The 15,676-nt window shown below is 58.0% G+C and carries 14 protein-coding genes and 3 pseudogenes; 11 read left to right on the plus strand and 6 right to left on the minus strand.

Features of this window, described 5'->3' with window-relative positions; genetic code table 11:
- Positions 1–334: pseudogene (locus LG31_RS20530) on the minus strand (transposase); the annotation flags it as partial.
- 399 nt (positions 335–733) lie between these two features.
- Here LG31_RS20530 and hcp1 point away from each other — a divergent pair.
- The 8 genes and pseudogenes from hcp1 to LG31_RS0114315 all read left to right on the plus strand — a co-directional run bounded on the left by hcp1 (position 734) and on the right by LG31_RS0114315 (position 8,209).
- On the plus strand, positions 734–1,246 hold the full coding sequence (hcp1, locus tag LG31_RS0114285) for a type VI secretion system effector Hcp1 (protein WP_033115130.1): 513 nt from the start codon (positions 734–736) through the stop codon (positions 1,244–1,246).
- Between the two features lie 24 nt (positions 1,247–1,270).
- Positions 1,271–1,558 carry a hypothetical protein gene (locus LG31_RS0114290; protein ID WP_033115131.1) on the plus strand — a complete coding sequence of 96 codons (288 nt, stop codon included), beginning with the start codon at positions 1,271–1,273 and terminating at the stop codon, positions 1,556–1,558.
- 267 nt (positions 1,559–1,825) lie between these two features.
- On the plus strand, positions 1,826–2,113 hold the full coding sequence (locus tag LG31_RS0114295) for a type VI secretion system PAAR protein (RefSeq protein ID WP_033115132.1): 288 nt from the start codon (positions 1,826–1,828) through the stop codon (positions 2,111–2,113).
- Positions 2,114–2,123: 10 nt separating this feature from the next.
- Positions 2,124–4,166: a type VI secretion system Vgr family protein gene (locus tag LG31_RS0114300; protein ID WP_033115133.1), complete on the plus strand. Its 2,043-nt coding sequence runs from the start codon at positions 2,124–2,126 to the stop codon at positions 4,164–4,166.
- A complete protein-coding gene (locus tag LG31_RS0114305; RefSeq protein ID WP_033115134.1) occupies positions 4,163–4,957 on the plus strand; it encodes a DUF4123 domain-containing protein in 795 nt (264 codons plus the stop codon). The genes LG31_RS0114300 and LG31_RS0114305 overlap by 4 nt, the downstream gene beginning before the upstream one ends.
- Positions 4,957–5,352 (plus strand): annotated as a pseudogene (locus LG31_RS20535) (hypothetical protein); the annotation flags it as partial. The gene LG31_RS0114305 and the pseudogene LG31_RS20535, both read left to right, overlap by 1 nt.
- Positions 5,353–5,565: 213 nt before the next feature.
- Positions 5,566–7,508 (plus strand): annotated as a pseudogene (locus LG31_RS0114310) (T6SS phospholipase effector Tle1-like catalytic domain-containing protein).
- The gene (locus LG31_RS0114315) at positions 7,508–8,209 is read left to right on the plus strand and encodes a DUF2931 family protein (protein WP_033115135.1); all 702 of its coding nucleotides are present in this window, start codon (positions 7,508–7,510) and stop codon (positions 8,207–8,209) included. Before LG31_RS0114310 ends, LG31_RS0114315 begins: the two are co-directional and overlap by 1 nt.
- A gap of 42 nt (positions 8,210–8,251) precedes the next feature.
- Here LG31_RS0114315 and LG31_RS21280 read toward each other — a convergent pair whose 3' ends face one another.
- From LG31_RS21280 to LG31_RS0114330, 4 genes are all read right to left on the minus strand, one after another.
- On the minus strand, positions 8,252–8,413 hold the full coding sequence (locus LG31_RS21280; protein WP_161785987.1) for a hypothetical protein: 162 nt from the start codon (positions 8,411–8,413) through the stop codon (positions 8,252–8,254).
- 93 nt (positions 8,414–8,506) lie between these two features.
- Entirely contained in the window at positions 8,507–10,039 is a 1,533-nt protein-coding gene (locus LG31_RS0114320) for a tripartite tricarboxylate transporter permease (protein WP_033115136.1), read from the minus strand.
- 9 nt (positions 10,040–10,048) lie between these two features.
- A complete protein-coding gene (locus LG31_RS0114325; RefSeq protein ID WP_033115137.1) occupies positions 10,049–10,480 on the minus strand; it encodes a tripartite tricarboxylate transporter TctB family protein in 432 nt (143 codons plus the stop codon).
- Between the two features lie 11 nt (positions 10,481–10,491).
- Positions 10,492–11,478: a Bug family tripartite tricarboxylate transporter substrate binding protein gene (locus tag LG31_RS0114330; protein WP_033115138.1), complete on the minus strand. Its 987-nt coding sequence runs from the start codon at positions 11,476–11,478 to the stop codon at positions 10,492–10,494.
- A gap of 165 nt (positions 11,479–11,643) precedes the next feature.
- On the opposite strand from LG31_RS0114330, the gene tctD reads away from it, so the two are divergent.
- Positions 11,644–12,375 (plus strand): transcriptional regulator TctD, encoded by a 732-nt coding sequence (tctD, locus tag LG31_RS0114335; RefSeq protein ID WP_238567523.1) that lies wholly within the window; start codon positions 11,644–11,646, stop codon positions 12,373–12,375.
- A 49-nt stretch (positions 12,376–12,424) separates the two neighbouring features.
- Positions 12,425–13,774, plus strand: a complete 1,350-nt coding sequence (locus LG31_RS0114340; protein ID WP_274518921.1) for a sensor histidine kinase — start codon at positions 12,425–12,427, stop codon at positions 13,772–13,774.
- A gap of 67 nt (positions 13,775–13,841) precedes the next feature.
- Here the strand turns inward: LG31_RS0114340 and LG31_RS0114345 are convergent, their stop codons facing one another.
- Positions 13,842–14,090, minus strand: coding sequence for a GlsB/YeaQ/YmgE family stress response membrane protein (locus tag LG31_RS0114345; RefSeq protein WP_033115141.1), 249 nt, complete (start codon positions 14,088–14,090; stop codon positions 13,842–13,844).
- 360 nt (positions 14,091–14,450) lie between these two features.
- Here LG31_RS0114345 and LG31_RS0114350 point away from each other — a divergent pair.
- A partial coding sequence (locus tag LG31_RS0114350) for a methyl-accepting chemotaxis protein (RefSeq protein ID WP_238567524.1) occupies positions 14,451–15,676 on the plus strand: 1,226 nt, incomplete at its 3' end.

A 15,676-nucleotide genomic window follows, 5' to 3' on the forward strand; every position in this document is an offset into this window, starting at 1 on the left:
CACCTCGGCGTCATGGACATTTTCCAGCGAGACTTCCGCCGCCACGATATCGTGAGTGGACGGGTCTCCTGCCAGATGCAACTATCAACTCGAACAGGGAGTCGAGTAGCCCCCGGGTCGCTCGCAGAGTTAGGCTGAAAATCCCTTTGAGCATCAGGAAGGTGCAGATGGTCTGGTCGGTGTAAAGCTGACTGCGTCCCCGTCGCCCATGATGGTCGTGGTGGAACCCGTTGCTCATGGCCTTGGCATCAACCTAGAAGGTGAGTGAACCACGGTTAATCAAAGACTTGTTGTATTGAGGCCAGTTGGTGATGAGGTGAAGCGACGAGCTCATAATGCCGGCATTAAGGTACAGAAAGGCTGTGCTTATGTGCCTCGTGCCCGCCTGCGATCACACTCTTCATGAAAGGAACGGATAGCCTTAACAAGCCAGGAGCGCTATTACGTCAATAGCAGAGTTGAGAAAGTAAGAGTACATAACCAACAACGGTCTGTGGTGCAATCGAGCTGCAGGAGGCAATAACTTGCGCAGTAAATGAACGTAATCACTCAAGGTGCCACTTTTATTAGCGGATTTGTCTGGTTGGAGCAAAGTCTTGCGAAGAAATGAGGCGTACAAAATAGAAATTCGCCTAACCACATGATAAATAAGAATTAAGTGAAGTGGCATGGTCACTGCTTAAAGATTGGGCGAGAGCTATCTCATTTAACCAATCTATTTAGGAGCATACCCATGCCAACTCCATGTTATATCAGCATCGAAGGTAAAACTCAGGGCAACATCACCGCCGGTGCTTTCACCTCTGACTCCGTCGGCAACATCTTCGTACAAGGTCACGAAGACGAGATGCTGGTACAAGAGTTCCAGCACGTTGTGACTGTCCCGACCGACCCGCAATCTGGCCAGCCTGCTGGTCAACGTGTCCACAAGCCATTTCGCTTCACCGTTGCGCTGAACAAAGCCGTGCCGCTGATGTACAACGCCCTGGCCTCCGGTGAGATGCTGCCGAAAGTGACCTTGAAGTGGTATCGCACCTCTGTGGAAGGCAAGCAGGAGCACTTCTTCTCTACCGTGCTGACCGATGCCATCATCGTTGACATCGATTGCCATATGCCGCACTGCCAAGACCCGGCGAAGTCTGACTTCACCCAACTGCTTCAGGTTTCTCTGGCGTATCGCAAAATTGACTGGGAGCACACTGTTGCTGGTACCTCGGGCAGCGATGACTGGCGCGCACCGGTTTAAGTCACCTGTTATCAAGGAAATACAATGGGAAATTGTGTTGGGAAAAATAAAAGCGCCAACATTTCGCCTGAAGCGAAAATAATCTTAACCAAAATGGCCATCAGCAATATTTTGGCGAAGCCTATATATCGAAACGCCAGCTTATCAAGAAAGCTCAAGTCTGAATTGGGTGAGCTATCGACAGATGCGATGGTCGGGCAAGGAATGGTGGCATTCGAACGTCTCTATCAAGACATCTACGAGGCGTCAGAAAAAAACAAACCGATAGATTATATTGAGTCCCTAGTTAGGCGGTATAAAAGAGAACACTAATATAATCTTGATGGTGTGCGGATATGGCCATACGCACTCGAACATCAAATTTCCCCATCGAACAGCGTGCTACCCATGCGTTTAGATTATCTGCGTACCCGTCGAGACCTCATACGTTGGGGGCTTGTCGGGCGCCCTGTTGTTGAATGCAGGCGCGGCGGGTCTGATATCCCGAGTGCCTTGGCTGCCGGAGCTTTTATGTTTTGCCATCCCCCTGTTTTCAGATTCGGGGCGGAGTGATGGCAAAGCACACAAGAGGTTTCAGTTATGTGTCCTTCCATTGCACTGCTCGGTGACATCGGCACCGACCACGATGGCTTTCCACCGACCCCGGTGATAGCCGCCAGCCCTGATGTCTTTCTCGATGGAAAGCCGGTGGCTCGCCAGGGCGAGCCGCTAGCACCGCACGACAAACCGAACAATCCTCCTCACCCACGCAGCATTGCTGGGGGAGTGGGATCGGTGTTGGTCAACGGCAAACCCATCGCCGTAACCGGTACGGCGGTAGATTGCGGTGGCGTCGTGATTGGATCCGGCAGCGGACAGGCAGGATAAGGAGCAGATCATGGCACAAAGCACCGGATTGCAATTTACCGTCAAGGTGGGGGCATTGCCCGAGAGCACCTTCGTGGTGGCGAGTTTCCAGCTGGACGAGGGGCTGAACCGGCCGTTCAACCTGCGCCTTGAGCTGGCCAGCAGCCAGCCCGATGTCGACTTTGGCGCCGTGCTGGACCAGCCGTGCGAGCTGATGGTGTGGTACAACGGCGAGCTGCAACGCAGAGTGTGCGGGGTGGTGAGCGAGTTTGCCCAAGGGGACAGCGGCTTTCGCCGTACCCGCTATAGCCTTGAGGTCAAACCCGCCCTGTGGCGATTGGGGCTGCGCCAAAACTCCCGCATCTTTCAGGCACAAAAGCCTGACGAAATCCTCAGCATCCTGCTGCAAGAGCACGGCATCACCGATTACGCCTTTGCGCTCAAGAACGAGCACGCCCAGCGGGAATACTGCGCCCAGTACCGCGAAACAGACCTTGATTTCGTGAATCGCCTCGCAGCCGAAGAGGGCTTGTTCTACTTCCACGAGTTTGAGCAAGGCAAGCACGGCATCGTGTTTGCCGACGACGCAGCGGCCCTGACTGCCGGCCCCGAGCTTTTCTTCAACCTCGGCAACCGCTCGCTGGAACAAGGCCCTTACGTGCGCCAGTTCCACTACCGCGAGGCGGTGCGCCCCTCGGATGTGGAGCTGAAAGACTACAGCTTCAAGACCCCGGCCTATGGTCTCTCCCACAAAAAGCAGGGCGCAGAGCTTGAGCATCAACGGGATACCTGCCAGCACTTTGACTACCCGGGCCGCTACAAGCAGGACGGCAGCGGCAAGGCGTTTGCCCAGCATCGGCTTGATGCCCTGCGCAATGACGCAGTGGCGGGCAGTGGCAAATCCAACAGCGCCGCACTGCTGCCGGGTCAGCACTTTTCACTCACCGAACACCCCAACGGTAGCCTCAATACCGACTGGCAAATCGTCCATATCCGCCACACTGGTGAGCAACCGCAGGCGCTGGAAGAGGAGGGGGGCAGCGGCCCGACCGTTTACCACAACGAATTTGGCGTGGTCAAAGCGAGTACTACCTGGCGTGCCCGCATCGGCAGCCCCGAGGTGCCCCACAAGCCGATGGTGGATGGCCCGCAAATCGCCATGGTGGTGGGCCCCGATGGGGAAGAGATTTACTGTGACGAGCACGGTCGGGTGAAGCTGCAATTCCCGTGGGACAGATATGGCAGCTCCAACGACCAGAGCTCCTGCTGGGTGCGAGTATCGCAAGGCTGGGCTGGCGGTCAGTACGGCATGATGGCCATCCCGCGCATTGGTCACGAGGTCATCGTCTCGTTTCTGGAAGGAGACCCCGACCAGCCCATCGTGACGGGGCGCACCTACCACGCTACCAACCGGCCGCCGTATGAGCTGCCTGCCAACAAGACCCGCACCGTGCTGCGCACCGAAACCCACAAGGGCGAGGGCTTTAACGAGCTGCGCTTTGAAGACCAGGCGGGACAGGAAGAGATTTACCTCCACGGTCAGAAAGACCTGAACGTGCTTATCGAAAACGATGCGGCGTGGCATATCAAGCACGACCAACACACCGATATCGACAACGAGCGGGTCACCCGCATCAAGGCCAACGACCACTTGACGGTAGAAGGCGAGAAGCGCGACCACATCAAGGGTGACTTTTCCCTCACGGTAGACACATCACTTCACCAGAAGCTGGGACAGTCGCTGCTGGTTGAAGCAGGCCAAGAGGTCCATATCAAGGCTGGTAACAAGATTGTGCTGGAGGCAGGCTCCGAGCTGACCCTCAAGGTGGGCGGCAGTTTTGTGAAAGTTGACCCAAGCGGCGTGACCCTGGCCGGCTCAAGCATCAAGATGAACTCTGGGGGAAGCCCGGGAGCTGGCTCTGGGTGGGCTGGTCAGATGCCCAGCTTGCCTGGCGCAGTCCAGGTGCCGCCCGCACCACTTGCCACTATCCCTGCGAACGCCATTCAAAAGAGCATGGAGTCTATGGCCCCGCTGGTGAAACCCTGCCCCTTTGCTCAGGGAGGTAAGGCATGACTTTTCAAGAATGGCGCAGCCAATATCTCGGCAAACTGTTTGCCATCGTCGATGCCGCACTTGATACCACCGCGGTGGCGGATTACTGCAACCATGGCGGCGCAAACGCGATTCCTTTATTTGCCGACACCGCGTTTGCGGACCAAGCAGAACAAGGTCCTTGGCTATTTCCATCTCCGACTCCCGAGTTTATTGCTGCTCACCCGCAACTGGGTGGCGTATACGTCACAAGCGATGCTGCTATCGACGTCATCCAGCAGCACTGGCAAAGCCTGATAGAGGTGGCCTTTGAAGGGGAGGTGATGTGGCTGCGTTATGCCGATAATCGGGTCTTTCCCAAGATGCTGGCCACCATGAGCCAGCAGGAGCTCGATGATGTACTGGGGCCCTGCTCAAGCCTGTGGGCCAGCGACGTTGCCTGGCAACGCACGCCTGATACCGAATTCACTCCCCGCCAAGCCCCCTGGTTTCGCATTCAGCCTCACCACCTGACGCCGCTCTATGACGAAAGCCGTCACGCCTACATCCTCTCCCGCCACTTTTGGCAACGGATGGAGGATATGATGACGCATCATCCTAATCCGGAGGCAGCCATTGTGCGTGTCCTCAAGCAAGCCAATCAAGCTGGGTTGGAAGGTGATGTTCGCGATGGCGCTGTGGCCGGTGCGATCTCTTTGCAGGCAAGCATGTCGCTCGATGCCATCAGAGCACCCTTGATGCTTAACGACGAAGAGATGGTTCAGGTAAATAACTGGCTGAGCAAACATCCTGAATTGATAGGAGCCGCGTAATGCCCAAAAATGAATTAAGCAATCTTCCCACACGGGTTTACCGGAGCGATTTAAGAAGTCCAGATGAGGTATTTAACAATGGGATGCCAATCAGTGGAACTGATGATGATATCTATCGCCACGTGAATGGTAGTAGCTGCAAAAAAGGGACATCTGCATTTCTTGCAACCTCAGATAATCTTGAATTCTTGAAAAATCATTGGGCTAAAGACGGTTTGCTCATGAGCAAGCAGGACCTTATCTACATTTATGAAATTATTCCAGACGCTCGCTTTTTCAATGCGTACCACAGCTTAAGCTATACCAGCAAAAAGAATAAAGATAGCTCACTCCAGAGTACTGCTGAGAGGTTCAAACACCAGGGCGAATGGCTGGCTAAGGGCGGCGTCAGTGCGGGAAATATTGTCTCAGCAGAGGTATATGGTCGCACTGATAAAGGAAACGATATTGTATTTATCAAGAAGGTTGAAAATAGCAACGTTACAGCCACCCCTTCAGCAAATGCATACCCTTATCAATATAAATCCTCAAAAGATAAAACAGGTTCTTTATTGAGCAGCTTCGGTTATGGCAAAAAAGAGCCGAAAGAACAGTATGCTGCCGGGGGTATTAGTCCTCACTGCATTCCCTGCGAGAAGAATAATTGCTGGATTGAAATAGATGTTCGTGATGAGCACAACCAGTCATGCCAAGGGCTTATAGCCACGTTGACTGATGCCACCGGCACTGCCAAGACGGTGACGCTGCAAAACGGCCCGACTCTGGTGGAGGGCTTTGCCGTGGGGCCGGTGACCGTCAAGCTGGAAACCAAGCCTTGGCTCAAAGCCGCCCAATCCCGAGAAACCCTGAGAGAGGGAGAAACCAGCCAGGTTCCCGCTTATACCGACAAATTTTTCGGGCACGACGATGTGAAGCGCGAGCATGTCAAAGTGACGACTGGCGACCTTTGCCTCACTGAGCCCGAACAGCTGCTACCGGAAGGGCACAAAGCCGGGCAGGCCCAGCCGCCCAGGTTTATCACCAAGCATTCCTACGTGATTGAGGTAAAGGGCTATCAGCTGAATATCTTGCGTATCGGCGTGTTCTTTGACGGTACAGCCAACAACACCTTCAAGCACAGGGAAGGTAAAAGTGCGTTGGAGACAGCCTTGGCTCAATGCAGCCCAGAAGAGCAACAGGTATTGCTGGAGCAGTGTTTTGAAGGGGCGTTGCCTGATGGCCTCAATAACAGCGAGAAGAACGATATCACCAATATCGGCAAGGCTAGGGAGCTATATAAGCTGCCGACAAAATCCGAATTGAATGTAGCTGTTTATGTTGAAGGTATTGGTACAGTGGAAGGGCAGGACGATGCAAAAACAGGTCTTGCCGCAGACAAGGGCGACACCTCTAGTACGGTTCGGGTTGAGCAGGCCTGTCAAACCCAAATTGTGGCAGAAGTAAAAAACAACTTGAACGAATACTGCCCACCATTGAGTGTATTAATAAGGTCGAGTTCGATGTCTTTGGCTTTAGCCGAGGAGCCTCTGCCGCCCGCCAGTTTGTAAACCGTATCGATAAGAAGGGGGATCACCCCCTAGTGGAGGCCATGGCTGCTGACCCAGATATTCCCTTGAAAGCAGGCTTTGATTGGGCCAGTCGTGATAATGTGCGGATCCAGTTTGTCGGGCTGTTTGATACCGTGGTCAGTTCCTATCTGTGGGGCAAACGTAATGTGACATTGGCCGCTGACTGCGCCGAGCGGGTGGTGCATATCGTGGCGGCTGATGAGTGGCGTTATCACTTTGACTTGACTCGTATCACCGACGATGCCGCTGGCACCGCAATCGCGAAGAATTTTACCGAAGTGATTATTCCCGGCGCTCACTCCGATATCGGTGGGGGCTATTACAGCCGCTGGAGTTTGCGTGACCCCAACGGGGCATCACCGCTTATCACTGAAAACTGCGTGATCGCGACCTTCAATTCCGATGCGATGCCATACGTCAATCCAACCGATACCCAGGCATATCGGGATGCCCTTGCCTATGCAAAAATGCGGGCTGGACAAGGCTGGGTCAAAGGCGTTGTGCCCCTAGCTAGCCATCGTGACACAACTCAGCTTGGCTATTTGAATGTGCGCCCTAGGCCACTGGGGCCGATCACGGGCAGTCAATCTGGGGGCCATAGGAACATTAGCATCGATGTGGTGCTGTACCGGGTGGTTGAGGGGGAATATTCACGTATACCGCTGCACATGATGGTGGAAGCGGCGCGAGATGCTGGAGTGCCATTTATAGAGTGGGACCCTACTCGACGGGATTTGATCATGGATAGCGCTCTTTCATGCCCCACAATGAACCTCGCCAAACTCGATGAGCTATGGGTTGATGTGGCCAAACGGCGCGGAGAGGTAATCAACTTGGCTCGTGGCTTACCTGACGAGGAGTACCAAAAGTTGCGACAACATTATGCGCACTACAGCGCAGATACCGGGCTAGTCAACAAGCCCAATAGAGTTGGTGACCAAGAGGTCCGCAAGCTGACGGGTAATAAAAAGGGAGGTTATTAATGCGCTGGATACTCTTACTTCTGTTGATGCCGCTAGTTACTGCTTGTCAGGCCGCCTCCACATCTCCCAAAAATTTGGAGTGGTGGCATATGGTTGGTTCCAACTCAGATGAACTATGGGTGACCGAAGTACTCTTTTATCGCCAGGGCAAGTTGGTGGATGCCTCGACGAATGGCTCCGCCGGATTTTTTGGGGTTGAAGGGTTAAAAGACAAAGATTATCGCTGGAGTATTTCTAAAGGAAGCCACACAACCCGCCCTGTACCTGACCAAGTCGAAGTTGAATGGGTTTCATTCCACGACAAGAAGCGCTATCGGATTAGCTTGGCGTTGCCAGCAGAGCTGGAAAGCATGATTGCACAACCTTATCGCATCAAGGTGAGGAATGAGTGGCGTGAAGAGCGTCGAGACAACATCGGTTTAGGCATGGCCACTGGCGGCTATGTGGAAGCATTCTTAACCAGTGTCAGGGTGACACCTGATATCCTACTGGCCAAAGGGATTGCTAAGGAAGTTACTGATGATCCCTATGATCAACGTTACCCACTAGCAAGTCAGTTTAAAAATGCTTGGGCCCGTTTTGACAAAGATTACACGGATGCCTACAAGCAATATCCCACACCCAGTGGTATGGCTTGGGCTCCGATCATGGATGCTTATCGCGCCGCTCAACCCAAGACAGATACTGACCCAGTAAGGTAATACCTACGGAGTTTAAAATGTCGGTAGAATTACGAGAGGCCGCTAGTAATAGCGGCCTTTTTGTGTTCGGCTAAATGCTGCCAACATCTCCGCACTGTTTTCCGCTTTGGGCGTTCTATTTTTGCGATCAGCAATCTGCATATCTTTTTGCCTGGCACGGTCCAGCCTGTTGACTGACTTTATCTGGCTGTCTTCTTTGGTCATGACTTCTGGCACAACAGTGTGCTGTTAGATGAAATAAGAAGGGCCCCACATGGTGGGGTCCTTCTTATTTGTGTGTGCAGAATCGCCCGGTTATCAGGAGCTTTGCTCTGTGCTGGCATCCGTGGCAGCCACGACTGCGTTGCGGCGGCGTAGCAGGCGTACCAGCGGGGGCAGGGTGATCACCACGATGGCCAGCACCAGCAGGGTCTGGCTGATGCTGCTGCTCCACAGGATGGCGGTGTCGCCATTGCTGATGGAGAGGGCGCGGCGCAGGTTCTGCTCCAGCATTTCACCCAGCACGAAGCCCAGAATGAGCGGTGACATGGGGAAGTGCATTTTGCGCAGCAGGTAGCCAAAGACTCCGAGGCCCACCATCAGCAGCAGATCGAAGGTGGTGCTGTGCACCGCATAGACCCCCACGGCCGAGACGCTGGCGATGGCGGGCACCAGAAACCAGAGCGGGATGGAGAGCATGCGAGTGAAAATGCCCACCATGGGGATGTTCATCACCAGCAGCATGACGTTGGCCAGCAAGAGGGCGGCGATCAGTCCCCACACCACATCGGGTTGTTCGGTGAACATGGTGGGGCCCGGGGTGATGTTGTAGAGGGTCAGTGCCCCCATCATCACCGCCGTAGTGCCCGACCCCGGCACCCCCAGGGTCAGCATGGGGATAAAGGAGCCACAGGCCGAGGCGTTGTTGGCCGCCTCCGGTGCGGCCACGCCGCGAATGTCCCCTTCGCCGAATTTGGCATTCGGGCCGGCCAGCCGCTTCTCGCTCATGTAGGTGATGGCGCTGGCGATGGTGGCGCCAGCCCCCGGCAGAATGCCGACGAAAAAGCCGATGGTGGAGGATCGCAGCATGGTGCCGGTGCAATAGACCAGCTCCTTGAAGTTGAACAGCATCCGCCCGGTGGTGCGCACCAGCTTGCCGCCGCCGCTGGTGTGCTCCAGCATCAGCAGGATCTCGCTCACCGAGAAGAGGCCGATCACCACCACGATAAACTGCACCCCGTCCGAGAGGTGCACGCTGTCGAAGGTGAAGCGATAGATGCCGGTATTGGCATCCACCCCGACGGTGGCGAGCCCCAGCCCGATCAGCGCCGCCATGAAGGACTTGAGCGGGTTCTGGCTCATCATGCTGCCAAGGCAGGCGATGGCGAACACCATCAGGGCGAAATATTCCGCCGGGCCGAAGGCGAGGGACCAGCGCGCCAGTGCCGGGGCGAACAGGATGATCCCCCCGATGGCGAGCATGGAGCCGACAAAGGAGCTGACCGCCGAGATGGAGAGGGCCACTCCCGCCTTGCCCTGCTGGGCCATGGGGTAGCCATCCAGTGCAGTCATGATGGCGGCGGCATCCCCCGGTACGTTGAGCAGGATCGAGGAGATCCGCCCGCCATATTCGCAACCGATATAGACGGTGGCGAGCAGAATGAGCGCCGATTCTGGGGGTAGTTTCAGGGCAAAGGCCAGCGGCAACAGGATGGCGACGCCGTTGATGGGGCCAAGGCCCGGCAGCAGGCCGACCACGGTGCCGACAAAACAGCCGATGAGGGCAATCACCAGATTTTCCGGGGTGAGCGCCACCGCAAAGCCCTGGGAGAGGTACATCCAGGTATCCATATTGACTCCTTAAGAGAACCAGACGCCGAGGGGCAGGGTGACATCCAGCAGCCGGTCGAAGGCGAAATAGAGCACCAGCCCGCCGACGACGCCGGAGAGCAGGGCTGCCTTGGCCGAGGCGCCAAACAGGCGCCCCAGCACAAAGGTGAGCAGGGCGGTAGCCAGTGGAAAGCCCAGCCACTCGAAGCTGGCGCCGTAACCGGCCAGCGCGGCCACCATGATGGCGAGATGGCGCAGGGTACGCAGCGGCGGCCAGCTGACGGTGTCCGGCTGGCGGCGTAGCAGGAGCAGGGCACAAAGTGCCATCAGGCCGAGGATCCCGAGCGGAAAGGGGCGTGGCCCCAGCGGCTCATAGCTGTATTCGCTCTGGTACTGCCAGGCGAGGGAGGCCCCCGCCAGACAGAGCAGCAGCCAGATGGCGGCAAAGATGCGATCGCTCATGGCTGGGGCTCCTATTTGGCCAGACCGAAGGCTCTGGCCTGCTCGCGGTATTGCGCCACCTGGGTCTTGACGTAGCTGTCGAGAGCCTCGCCGGTGAGGTCAAACTCGAACAAGCCGCGCAGATCACGCTGCGCCTTGAAGGTGTCGGTTTTCACCAGCTGGTCGAAGGTCTCTTTCCACCACTGGTATTCGCTGTCGGTCACCTTGGGGCCGACATAGAAGCCGCGGATCACCGGCCACTCCAGGTCATAACCCTGCTCCCTGGCGGTGGGAATGGTGGCCAGCTTGCCGGGCAGCCGCTCTTTGGCGAACACCGCCAGCACCCGCAGCTTGTCGCCACCTATATAGGGCACCATCTCGCTCAGATCGCCGGAGACCGCCTGCACATGGTTGCCCAGCAGCGCGGTGACCGGCTCGCCACCCCCTTCAAAGGCGACGTAGCGCATCTTGTGGGGGTCAACCCCGGCCTGTTTGGCCAGCAGCGCCGTCTTCATCCAGTCCTGACTGCCGATGGAGGCGCCTGCTCCAATCACCACGCTGTTGGGGTCGTTTGCCATGGCATTCACCAGATCCTTGAGGCTCTGATAGGGGGCATCGTGGCGCACCGCGATCATGCCGTAGTCGGTCCCCACCGCCGCCAGCCAGCGCACATCGTCCACCCCGTAACGGCCAAATTTCCCCTGTGAGAGGTTGAGCAGGGAGCCGCCGGAGAAGGCGACCACTGTCCCCGCCTCGGCAGGGCGCTGCGCCACGATGGCGTTGTAGGCCACGGCACCGACCCCGCCCGGCATATAGGTGACCCGCATCGGTTTGTCGATGGTGCCGGTCTCCTGCAGGCTCACCTGCAGCAGCTTGCAGGTGAGATCGAAACCACCGCCCGGTTTGGCCGGTGCGATGCATTCGGTACGGCTCGGGGCGGTGGCACTCTCGGCCGCCTGCAGCGGCAGGGCGCCGAGCAGGGTCAGCAGGGCGAGGGCATAGCGTGTGCGTTGCTTCATGGTTGTGTGCTCCATCTTGTCGTTGTTTTTTCTCGGTGTGACTCCGTCGATGGACGAAGTGATGCGAAATTGTTAAAACAACAACCTTTCATTCACCTTTCAATCACTGACCAATTGGCGGGAGTGTGACCGTGATCGCACCTTGTTCCGCTCAGGCAATGGTGAATGGATGCAGCTGCAGCACTGTGGTTGCACGCCGTCGTTAAGAACAAGGGGATAGGGATGCGCTTGCTGTTGGCAGAAGACAATCACGAACTGGCCCACTGGCTGTCGCGGGCGCTCACCAGCGCCGGTTTTGCAGTGGATTGGGTGGCTGACGGCGCCCGGGCCGATCACCTGCTGCGCTACGAACAGTACGCGCTGGCGGTGCTTGATATCGAGATGCCCAAGCTCGACGGGCTGGCGGTACTCGGCCGGTTGCGCAGTCGGGGGCAGGGGTTGCCGGTGCTGCTGCTCACCGCCCGCGGCGCGGTGGAGGAGCGGATCTGCGGCCTCAATGCCGGTGCCGATGACTATCTGGCCAAGCCATTCGATCTGGGGGAGCTGGATGCCCGGCTGCGGGCACTGCTGCGGCGCAGCGAAAGCGGTGGTGCCGAGCTGCGACTGGGGCGCCTGACCCTGCACCCCGACGGCTATTTTCTGCTGGCCGATGCCCGGCTGGCCCTGACTCCGCGCGAGCAGGCGCTGCTGACTGCGCTGATGTACCGCCACGGGCGCCCCGTCGCCAAAGGGCAGCTGTTCGAACAGGTGTTCAACCTCGATGACGAGGCGGGGCTCGACAGCATCGATCTCTATATCCACCGACTGCGCAAAAAGCTGGTGGGCAGCGGGGTGGTGATCACCACCCTGCGCGGGCTGGGCTATCTGCTGGAAGCAGCGCCGGGGGCCTCCCATTAATCGCTCCCTGCTCCATCAACTGCTGCTATTTCTGGGTGGCCCTCTGCTGATCCTTTGGGCCGCCTCGGCCTGGTACAGCTACTACGGTGCGCTGGCGGCGGCCACCTCGGCTTATGATCGCACCCTGCTCGCCTCGGCCCGTACCGTCGCCGAGCGGCTGACGGCGGCCGAGGGCAGCCTCAGGGTGGATGTGCCCTACGTGGTGCTCGACAGCTTCGAGCGCAACATGCGCGATCGCCTCTTCTATCAGGTGCGCGGTATCGACGATGGGGTCATCTCCGGCTTTGACGATCTGCCCCCCATGCCGGACGGTACGCCGCTGACCGACCGCTATCCGGCGCTTGCCTACTTCTACGACGGGCTCTATCAGGAGGCGCCAATCCGCGCCGTGATGTTGCTGCAACCGGTGGGCGAGGGGGGCGTCAACGGCATGGCCCGCATCACGGTGGCGGAAACCCTGCTTGGCCGCCAGCAACTGGCGCAGCAGCTGCTCTGGTCGGCCCTGCTGACGCAGGGGGCGCTGGTGGTGCTCACCCTGCTGCTCGCTTATCTGTTGCTCAAGCGGCTGCTCACCCCGATGCGCCGCCTGTCGCGGGAGATCCTGCGCCGCGATGCCGCCACGCTCGCCCCCTTGCCGGATTTGCTCCCCTGGCAGGAGACCCGGCCGCTGGTGCAGGCGTTCAATCGCCAACTGGCCCGATTGCGCCAGCTGGTGGCCCGGCAGGAGCGCTTTAGTGCCGATGCAGCCCACCAGCTGCGCACCCCGCTCACCATCCTGAAAACCCAAGTTGAGGTGGCGCGTGGCAGCGGCGATCCCGCCCTGATGCGCGAGAGCCTCGATGCCATGGCTGTGCGGCTCGATCACACCATCGCGCTGACCGAGCGGCTCCTGCTGCTGGCCCGGCTCAAGTCGGACGAGTGCTCGGGGCTGCGACAGCGTGAGCCCATCGAGTTGACGGCGCTGGTGCAGCAGGCCTGTCTGTCACGGTTGGCGCAGGCCCGCAGCAAGGGGATCGATCTCGGTTACGAGGGGGAGGAGTCCGCCATCATGGTGGCGGGGGAGCAGCTGCTGCTGGGGGAGCTTTGTGCCAACCTGCTTGACAACGCCATCAAATACACCCCGACCCACGGCACTGTGACGGCGCGGGTGGTGCGTGGCAACAGGCAGATCTGGCTGGAGGTGGAGGATAGCGGCCCCGGCATTGCTCCCGAGCTGGCGGAGCGGGTCTGGCAGCCGTTTCAGCGCCTCGAGCAGGGCAGCGAGCAGCCGGGGGCAGGGCTTGGTCTGGCGCTGGTGCGCGATATCGCCCACTACCACCACGGCGAGGTGCTGCTGCTGCCAGCCACCCAGCTGGGGGGATTGCTGGTCAGGCTGATCTTGCCGTTGGCAAAATCCTGAGGGCGATAAAAAAACAGAGGGCACCTCGCGGTGCCCTGTTTATCTACACATAGATGGCGTTGGGTTGTCAGCTGCGGATCTTGTTGAAGACAAACAGGACGATAAGGGCACCCACGGTGGCCAGCGCGATGCTCGAAATATTGAAGCCGGTCACCGAGCCCAGACCCAGCAAGGTGCCCACATAGCCGCCGACCATGGCGCCGACAATCCCCAGCAGGGCGGTCATGAAGAAGCCACCACCATCGCGGCCCGGCATGATCCACTTGGCCAGCATGCCAACCAGCAATCCCAAAATAATCCAGGTGATGAAACCCATGAGTAACTCCTCTCTGTTTATGTGAGGGGCACATTATAGGGATGCGGCTGGCGATGCGAAGGGCTCCAACCCCTTGGCTGGTCACAAGCTGTCGGACTTGTTATGACGCAGGAGGTACACCAGTGAGCTTACCTTCCGCTAGCAACACGTTAATGCCGATTTTGCAAATTGCATTGCATCTTGCGGACTTGATCTGGATCAAGAAGCTGTTTTTTCCATTTTGAAAACAGAGTGATGCAATAAACCGCTTTTTGTGTTGGCACAGCTTATGCGTTGTTGAGATGCCAGCTTGGCATCGTGTAGTTGGATCCCTTGCTGGAATGGTTTTTCCATCCTGCAACGGGTCTATGAGGTGATGCCATGGCTACAGCACAAGGAGTCTTGCACAACAACACCTTCGAGCTGAAAGAGGCTGCTATCGCCTCACACAGACCGGTGAGAGGGAGCTCCGTCAAGTGGATGATGATCAAGGGGGGCGTGCTGGTGGCGGTGCCGCTGCTGGTGGCCTCTGTGGTCTCCATCTGGAGTAGTCAAACCCAGCTGCGAGCCCAGGAGAAGGTGGAAGTGCTGGACAGCGCACAAGCTACCTTTCAGGCAACCCGATTCGATCTGGTGCAGATCCAGCAGTTTCTGACCGATGCATCGGTGACCGGCGATACCGAAGAGGGGATTGCCGAGGCGGCTACCTATCGTGATGATGCGTTGAAAAATCTCGATGCACTGGCTCGCACCCTGCCGGATCTCACCGACGAGATCCTGCCAATGCAGGACGTGGCCAGGCAACTGCAGGAGAGAGGGATCGTCATGGTCAACGCCTATGTCCAGAAGGGGCGGGAGGCAGGCAACGCCATCATGACCAGTCCCGATGGGTTTGATGCCATGGTCGAGAACGCCGCCGGAAAGCTTGACCATATTTCCCGTGCCCTGGACAGCCGCATTGCCAGCGCCATCGTCAGTCGGGATGAGGCCAAGGCCCTGTCACTCTGGATCAGCCTCGGGGCCGGGTTGGTCTCCCTGCTCTTTGTGGCAATGGCTTACCTGATCCAGTATCGCCATCTGATGCGCACCCTGGGGGGCGAGCCGGACTATGCCGCCCGGGTCGCTGCCGAGATCGCAGCCGGCAACCTGACCGTCAGGATCGAGACCCGCTTTGGTGGCAACAGCGTGCTGGGCACCATGCGCATGATGGCCGAGCAGCTTAGCGGTCATATGCGCCAGATTGACCTGCGCACCCGCCAGCTGGCTCAATCTTCCTATCAGATCTCCGATATCTCCAGAACCATCACGGATGCGGCCCAGACCGAGCAGCACCACTCTGGTGAGGTGAGCCGTGCCAGCAACGATCTCTCCTGCGCCGCCGAGGCGGTATCGGGTCTGGCCGCTCAGGTCGGGCAGCAGGCCGAACTGGCCTACCAGAGTGCCAACAACAGCACCCGGGTGATGAGCGAGAACATCGAGGAGATGCGCCGCGCCGTGACCGAAGCGCAGCAGGCCGAGCAGAAGACTCGCCAGCTGAGCGAGGCAAGCCAGAAGATCCAGGTGATCACCCAGTCCATCACTGCCATCACCGAGCAGACCAACCTGCT

This window comes from Aeromonas lacus, assembly GCF_000764665.1.
Lineage (GTDB): Bacteria > Pseudomonadota > Gammaproteobacteria > Enterobacterales > Aeromonadaceae > Aeromonas > Aeromonas lacus.

What these genes read in the sequence shown, in the direction of transcription:
- hcp1 (WP_033115130.1), top strand. Translation starts at nt 734, where the DNA reads ATGCCAACTCCATGTTATATCAGCATCGAAGGTAAAACTCAGGGCAAC.
- LG31_RS0114290 (WP_033115131.1), top strand. Translation starts at nt 1,271, where the DNA reads ATGGGAAATTGTGTTGGGAAAAATAAAAGCGCCAACATTTCGCCTGAA.
- LG31_RS0114295 (WP_033115132.1), top strand. Translation starts at nt 1,826, where the DNA reads ATGTGTCCTTCCATTGCACTGCTCGGTGACATCGGCACCGACCACGAT.
- LG31_RS0114300 (WP_033115133.1), top strand. Translation starts at nt 2,124, where the DNA reads ATGGCACAAAGCACCGGATTGCAATTTACCGTCAAGGTGGGGGCATTG.
- LG31_RS0114305 (WP_033115134.1), top strand. Translation starts at nt 4,163, where the DNA reads ATGACTTTTCAAGAATGGCGCAGCCAATATCTCGGCAAACTGTTTGCC.
- LG31_RS0114315 (WP_033115135.1), top strand. Translation starts at nt 7,508, where the DNA reads ATGCGCTGGATACTCTTACTTCTGTTGATGCCGCTAGTTACTGCTTGT.
- LG31_RS21280 (WP_161785987.1), bottom strand. Translation starts at nt 8,413, where the DNA reads ATGACCAAAGAAGACAGCCAGATAAAGTCAGTCAACAGGCTGGACCGT.
- LG31_RS0114320 (WP_033115136.1), bottom strand. Translation starts at nt 10,039, where the DNA reads ATGGATACCTGGATGTACCTCTCCCAGGGCTTTGCGGTGGCGCTCACC.
- LG31_RS0114325 (WP_033115137.1), bottom strand. Translation starts at nt 10,480, where the DNA reads ATGAGCGATCGCATCTTTGCCGCCATCTGGCTGCTGCTCTGTCTGGCG.
- LG31_RS0114330 (WP_033115138.1), bottom strand. Translation starts at nt 11,478, where the DNA reads ATGAAGCAACGCACACGCTATGCCCTCGCCCTGCTGACCCTGCTCGGC.
- tctD (WP_238567523.1), top strand. Translation starts at nt 11,644, where the DNA reads ATGGATGCAGCTGCAGCACTGTGGTTGCACGCCGTCGTTAAGAACAAG.
- LG31_RS0114345 (WP_033115141.1), bottom strand. Translation starts at nt 14,090, where the DNA reads ATGGGTTTCATCACCTGGATTATTTTGGGATTGCTGGTTGGCATGCTG.